Source organism: Cupriavidus sp. 01L46, from assembly GCF_056399905.1.
This window is the reverse complement of record NZ_JBFTSF010000507.1, coordinates 1-2,541: the sequence shown is the minus strand read 5'-3', so window position 1 is coordinate 2,541 and position 2,541 is coordinate 1. Positions and strand designations below refer to the sequence as shown.

Here is a 2,541-nt window from a genome sequence, read left to right as displayed (position 1 = left end):
ATAAACCTCCAATTCCTTTCAATTTAAGCGAATTCCAGGGAACTGAATCCCTGTTGCAACTGCCTTACATGCGCGCTGCCGCCCGAGAGCATTGCTGCCGCCCCAAGCTGAACCACAATAGGACGCCAAAGCGAAAACGGCCAGCAAGCCCGCTGAGCGCGGCACTTTTCGTCAGGCTTGACATGCCGCACCCATCACAATCAAGCTGAATCCACGCATTTCATTAACTAGAAAGGGAGAACGGATGCCATTGACGTCGAATAAATTGCCTGCCTGGACCTTATGGCTGCCACTGGCAGCCTGGGCCATCCTCGGGGCAGGCATGGCGGTGCCCGGTCAGGCGCTGCTGCTGGTGCTGGCCGGCCTGGCGCTCGCGGGCTCGGTGTTTGCAGCGGTGCACCATGCCGAGGTGGTCGCGCATAAAGTGGGCGAGCCCTTTGGCACGCTGGTGCTGGCGATTGCCGTGACCGTGATCGAGGTAGCGCTGATCGTCTCGGTGATGCTGTCCGCTGGCCCCGAGAAGGCCGGGCTGGCGCGCGATACCGTGTTTGCCGCGGCCATGCTGGTGTGTAACGGCATTGTGGGGATCTGCCTGTTGGTGGGTGGCCTGCGCCATCGCGAGCAGGCTTTCCAGGCGCCGGGCGCCACCGCCGCGCTAGCCGTGCTGGCCGCGCTGGCCGTGCTCACCATGGTGTTGCCCAACTACACCAGCGCGATCCCCGGGCCGATGCTGTCGCAGTCGCAGCTAGCCTTTGCGGGCGTTGCCTCGCTGGTGCTCTATGGCAGCTTTGTGTTTGTGCAGACCGTGCGCCACCGGGACTACTTCCTGGTCGAAGGCACCTCCGACGAAAGCGTCCACGCCCCGCCCCCGCCCGCGAAGATCGCGCTCGCCAGCGGCGGCATGCTGCTGGCATGCCTGGTGGCGGTGGTCGGCCTGGCCAAGCTGCTGTCGCCCACGGTGGAAGCGGCGGTAGCAAGTGCCGGCGCCCCGCCGGCCGTGGTTGGCATCGTGATTGCCGCGCTGGTGCTGCTGCCCGAGGGGCTGGCCGCGTTGCGCGCCGCGCGCGCCGACCGCCTGCAGACCAGCATGAACCTGGCGCTGGGCTCCGCGCTGGCCAGCATCGGGCTGACCATTCCCACCGTGGCCGCGGTCTTTATCGCGGTTGGCAAGCCGCTGACGCTGGGCCTGGGCCCGACGGAAACCGTGCTGCTTGCGCTGACCTTGCTGGTCAGCACACTGACGCTGCACTCGGGCCGCACCACCATGCTGCAAGGCGTGGTGCACCTGGTCATCCTGGCGGCGTACTTGTTCTTGTCGGTCGTGCCTTAAGCCAGGAACAGTCTCGGCGGATCGGGCGGGCTTCCGGCTGATCGCCGCTCCCCGCCGAGCGCACACAATGCGCGCTCGCCATGAGACCAAATCGGTGCTGGTTGCGTGCAGTCCTTTTGCGCAAACTGGCGCCCATGACGCTCATGACGCCCAGGATCCCCACCAAACGCATTGTCATCGTCGGCGCTGGCGTGGCCGGCAGCATCATGGCCCGCGCGCTGGCCATGCAAGCCGGGCTGGAAGTCACCTGCCTGGAGCAGGTTGCACCGGATGACCACGCAGGCGCCGGGCTGGTGATCGGCCCCAACGCCATCAAGGCCTTGCACATGCGCGACCCGCTGCTGGCCAGCGCCATTGGCGAGGCCGGCCTGCCCTGGGATCACTGGCRCGTGTCGTTGTGCAGCGGCGAGGTGCTGCTGGACCTGCCCCTCACGCGCGTGGCGGACCATGGCGGCGTGCGCATCCTGCGCGCCACGCTGTACCGCGTGCTGCGCCAGGCCGCCGGCAACGCCGTGCGTTACCGTTGCAAGCTGCTGGCGTGCGGCGCCAGCCCGCAGGATCCGGCACGCAGCTACGTCGTCTGGGAACAGCATGGCCAACAACACCGGCTTGACGACATCGACCTGCTGATCGCGGCCGATGGCCGCGACTCACCCACCCGAAGCGCGTTTGCCGGCCAGCCTCGAACGCACCAGCTTGGTGCCTTGTTGTTCCGCCTCCTGGTGCCGGACGCCGGCGCCGGCCGGATCGACGATTACGAACAATGGTGCAACGGCCCTAACCGCCTGCTGGCCTTTCGCTTGCCGGACGGACGGATCAATATCGCCGGCAGCCTGCCGCTCGCCCCCGGCGAACAAACGCTGCACGCGGGCATCGGCTCGCAGGCGCTGCGCGCGGCCTACACACCCGCGCACGCCAGGCCGGGGCCGCAGGCTGGCTGGCTGATCGATAGGCTCTGCGCCAATGTGGATGCCATCTGCTGGTACCGCATGCGGGCGTGCGGCATCCGCTTTGCCGAGCCGCATGCGCAGGTGATGTACCTGGGCGACAGCGCCCACGCCATGGCGCCACCGCTTGGCCAGGGCGTGGCGCAGGCCATCGAGGATGCCTGCGCCGCCGCCGAGCTGATCGCCACTTCGCTGGCCGCGGGCGAGACCAGCCCGCGCGCCTGGCTGACCACGTTTGAAGCGGCCCGGCTTGAACGCCTGCGC

General features: G+C 67.6%; 2 protein-coding genes. Both read left to right on the top strand.

What is annotated here, in order from left to right; genetic code table 11:
* The first annotated feature begins 244 nt into the window (after positions 1–244).
* Positions 245–1,330, top strand: coding sequence for a calcium:cation antiporter (locus tag AC1DS3_RS37610; protein WP_441636007.1), 1,086 nt, complete (start codon positions 245–247; stop codon positions 1,328–1,330).
* Positions 1,331–1,464: 134 nt separating this feature from the next.
* Positions 1,465–2,541, top strand: a 1,077-nt coding sequence (locus tag AC1DS3_RS37605; RefSeq protein ID WP_477129245.1) for an FAD-dependent oxidoreductase, incomplete at its 3' end; no start/stop codon positions are given.

Bases quoted from the DNA above. Each gene is read 5' to 3' on its own strand.
- AC1DS3_RS37610 (WP_441636007.1), top strand. From the start codon at position 245: ATGCCATTGACGTCGAATAAATTGCCTGCCTGGACCTTATGGCTGCCA.